Origin of the sequence: Vibrio sp. 10N.222.55.A1 (genome assembly GCF_041473835.1) — a bacterium.
Classification (GTDB): domain Bacteria; phylum Pseudomonadota; class Gammaproteobacteria; order Enterobacterales; family Vibrionaceae; genus Vibrio; species Vibrio crassostreae_C.
The window spans coordinates 1-4,128 of the sequence record NZ_JBFRSX010000118.1; the positions used below are offsets into that span (position 1 = coordinate 1).

At 42.2% G+C, this 4,128-nt stretch carries 3 protein-coding genes; all 3 read right to left on the bottom strand.

The window, feature by feature from the left end; genetic code table 11:
* A partial coding sequence (locus AB4493_RS21595; RefSeq protein WP_372155800.1) for a leucine-rich repeat protein occupies positions 1-1,439 on the bottom strand: 1,439 nt, incomplete at its 3' end.
* A 642-nt stretch (positions 1,440-2,081) separates the two neighbouring features.
* Positions 2,082-3,161 (bottom strand): cytotoxin, encoded by a 1,080-nt coding sequence (locus tag AB4493_RS21600; protein ID WP_136973512.1) that lies wholly within the window; start codon positions 3,159-3,161, stop codon positions 2,082-2,084.
* Between the two features lie 325 nt (positions 3,162-3,486).
* Entirely contained in the window at positions 3,487-3,999 is a 513-nt protein-coding gene (locus AB4493_RS21605; protein ID WP_372096861.1) for a hypothetical protein, read from the bottom strand.
* Positions 4,000-4,128 lie beyond the last annotated feature (129 nt).

The window sequence follows — 4,128 nt, forward strand, 5'->3', positions numbered from 1 at the left end:
ATAACCACACTGGTGAGCTGATTGCCTTTAAACGCATCATTTCCAATGGTGGTCACCAAATCTGGTATAACCACACTGGTGAGCTGATTGCCTTTAAACGCCCTAGTTTCAATGGTGGTCACCGAATCTGGTATAACCACATCAGTGAGCCTGTTATTAGCAAACGCCCGCTTCCCTATCGAGGTCAATGTATCAGGGAGAATTACGCTGGTGAGCATATTATCAGCGAACACACTGTCACCAAGGGAGGTCACCGAGTCAGGGATTGTCACTCTGGTGAGCTGATTCTCTCCAAACGCATACTCTCCAATTGTGGTCACCGAATTTGGGATGGTTACGCTGGTGAGGTTGTTTAAAGAAAACGCACTATGTCCAATTGTGGTCACCGAAGTTGGGATGGTTACGCTAGTGAGATTGTTAGAAGAAAACGCATACTCTCCAATTGTGGTCACCGAGTCAGGAATAACAATCTCCTTTCTTACTCCACCATAGGAAATTATTATCTTTTTGTTATCAGTGCCATCATCATTACGAGCAAAAATAAAACCATCTGATGGGACATTGTTAACTATTGATATTGCATTTTTATTAAATGCCCGCTCCCCAATGGAGGTCACTGAATCAGGAATAGTAACGCTGGTGAGCTGGTTGTCAAAAAATGCCCGCTCCCCAATGGAGGTCACTGAATCGGGAATAGTAACGCTGGTGAGCTGGTTGTCATGAAATGCCTTGTACTCAATAGCTGTCACCGAATCTGAGATAGTCACGCTGGTGAGATTATTTTCAGCGAACGCCCGCTCCCCAATGGAGGTCACCGAATCAGGAATAGTAACTCTGGTGAGCTGACTTTCAGCAAACATCCAACTATCAATAGTAATCACCGAATCTGGTATAGCAATCTCTTTTCTTGCTCCACCATAGGAAATTATGATCTTTTTGTTTTCAGTGCCATCATCATTACGAGCAAAAATAATACCATCTGATGGGACATTGTTAACTATTGATATTGCATTTTTATTAAATGCCCGCTCCCCAATCGAGGTCACTGAATCAGGAATAGTAACGCTGGTGAGATTATTTTCAGCGAACGCCCGCTCCCCAATGGAGGTCACCGAATCTGGTATAACCACATTAGTGAGTTTATTGTTTTCAAACGCCTGTCTTCCAATTATAGTAACCGATTTTGGGATGACCACGCTGGTGAGCTGCTTGTCATAAAATGTCCCCCCATTAATAAGTTCGACCGAATCTGGGATGACGACATCTGTGTCGTTACCGTTGTAGCCAATAAGTATTGACTTGTCATCTGAACCATCACGATTTTTGGCATATTGCAACCCTTCCGTTGCTCGTTCACAGCCAGTAAGAAAGGCTAAACAGAGTAAAGTGCCAAGAATTTGGGCTGTTGCTTTCATGAGCCTTGTTCTTGATAATGTCATGGCTGTTCCCGTATTTTATTAAGACCGTCAAATACCCTCTACCAACGCATAAAAGCGTTCACAGGTAGTCAGCTTTATTTTGAGATAAACGTAAGGTAGCAATACTTTCCGCAGTTAGTCCACTTCCAACAAGTTGTTTAGCTAGTTTCGCTACTAAAACGGACGCTTTGACAAGCAAAACATACATATAAAAGGCCCAAATCGTGAAAGTTTCATTCTACTAAATGACTTTTTGTAGGGTAAAACGCAGGCTCTTTAACTTTATAGGGTATTTAACCTAACGAATTTTGGGGCAAAGACGTGTTACGAGCCCCGCTGAAACGTCTCTGGACAAAAGCTTGTCAGCGACTTTGCTAAATTAGTAAGCCATCAATAACTACAGGTATAGCAAGTTTACTTTTGAAGAGCTAGTGCGATGAGTAACATCGCACCAGAAAAAGTATTGGCTGGGTGCAGACTAAGTGAACTTACGTTAAATCGACTACACATTGGCTTAATTTTTAACACCTCAATGATTAAAGAAAGGGTGGGGACATTGTGATGAAAAGTAGATCTATAAGGCCGACTACAGCAACCCAAACCAGTTTTTAGGTATTCATTCGGTTTTTCTGCAGCAACCACTTATGTTCTATTACTTCAGCCTCAGCGTTTTATTGCGATGGTTCCAGTTTCAATCACGCAAGATTCCTTCGAAACCATGACTTTTACAGAATGTTTTTCTGAAGAGAATAGTGTTTTAGCCGAAGTATTTGGTCGCCCAAGTGCAGGTGCATGCTCTTGCTTTTGATAATGAATTTCCCAATGACGGGCTTGAATGTTGTAGCGCATAAACGCAAAGCCATTCACACTCTTGATGGTGGTGTTCCCTTTTTGGTAGAAGCCGTAGTCGCGAAAACTCATGTAATTGATTAATCCGTTGCGATGGTCTTTCACGTCATTGTATTGCTGATCTTCTTTGCTGCCTTCCACGTGATACACCCTGATTAGATCATCACTCCAATCATCAACAACGAAAGAGCAACCGCTGAAGTTTGGTGTGAAAACATACAAATGATCGCGATGAGGATCAGGGTGTTTAGGTATATCGAGATATTTGCCTTGCGCGACCCAGTAGGCCATCTGTGATGTTTTTTTATCGGGTTGTTGACCCGCGAATGTATCAATGACTTCAATAGTGCCTACTGTTCCATGAGCGTGTTTGTATTGCATGCCACTGAAAACAAGCTCACCACTTTCTTCTACTTCTCTCTTAGTCGCAGGGCTGAGAGATATCATCTGATGAGCAACGATCTCTGCGCTGACACATTGGTTATTAAAGCTAGAACCTAGCAGGTCTGACGGCAACATACGTGTTCCGGTCGCCTCGATCAGTTCCTTTCTTGATGCTGGCATCGGTGAAAGAATTGCATCAGGAAACTCACGATCTTCGCCCACGTGAATATGGTTTTCCTGTTCTGTCGTGGCTTCCGTGGCATTGGTTTCCTGTTTTTCTCGGCTACGACCATCAATAGTTTTATTTTTGTTCCAACCATCTGCTGGGTCATAAGCTTGTTGGGCAGCTTCGCGTTCAGCAAGAACACGCTCTCTATTTTCAGCCCATCGTTTCTCATCGCTCGCGGTATATCTCAGCTCTTCCTGACGTTCTCGATGTTGACGTACTGCACGTTCTGTTGTGGTTTCCTGTCTTTCTTCTGGAGCTACAGGAGCGGATTCATATCTCATGGGAGTCGACTTCACTGATAAATAAAAAGGATATTAACAATATTTTCAGTGGTTTATTATCCTCAGCAAGAGGATCTGATGATTAAACCAATTAAATAGGCAACCTGACAGGTCAAATAATCATAATGAAGGCCAAATCGTTTTGAGTTGCATTATATTGGATAACTTTTTGTAGAGTAAAATGAACGACACAGATCTTGTAGAGTATTTGGTCTAGCTGAGTTTGGGGCATTTCCGAGTTAGAGATATGAGATGGTTTTTTGTTCGATAGCCCCACTTTCGCTAAACCTGAGCTAGAAGAACTCTAAAATGGTATGCCACTAGTTTAGGGGAGGTTTACATCATCAGTAAATAGCGCAACATAATCAATTAGATGCAGGTTGCGCTTTACCTCTTTCAGGTCTTTATATGCCCATTCTTTCTTAGCGATAGATATAGGGCGACCTGTATCAACAGTCTGTTCTTCAACTTGCTTAGAGGAGTGTTCAACATGTATAAATTCAAATCTTCCAAACGGAGTAGAGTACCAACCAGAGGCTCCAGTTGTTGCAAGGATCATCATCATTGGAATCTGCGATATAACACCCCATCTAGATAGGGCATCTTCGAACGAAATATAACAATCGTACGAGGCTCTTAAAGCCAGTATCAAATGCTCAAATTCATCAGATGATTTGATATGGCCATAGACGAATAATTCATTATTTATGCTTGTTAGGTAAGGGCTTCTCAGTAAGATTCTGTCTAGATCGTCTGATTGGTAAAGGGTACAAATCTCTTCTTTGTTGTAGAAGAATTTTCCCTCTCTACGGTAGCGCATTTCTAAAACCATTTTCATACTGTTTAATCCTAACAAACTAATTACCAATGCTTAAGGCAGTAAGATGCTCAGCCACTTGTTCTAGGGCAGCTAATTCCCCAGATGCAATGAAGCTCAACGGAGTTCTACCGTAAGCGTGCCATGAAC

What these genes read in the sequence shown, in the direction of transcription:
- AB4493_RS21600 (WP_136973512.1), bottom strand. Translation starts at nt 3,161, where the DNA reads ATGAGATATGAATCCGCTCCTGTAGCTCCAGAAGAAAGACAGGAAACC.
- AB4493_RS21605 (WP_372096861.1), bottom strand. Translation starts at nt 3,999, where the DNA reads ATGAAAATGGTTTTAGAAATGCGCTACCGTAGAGAGGGAAAATTCTTC.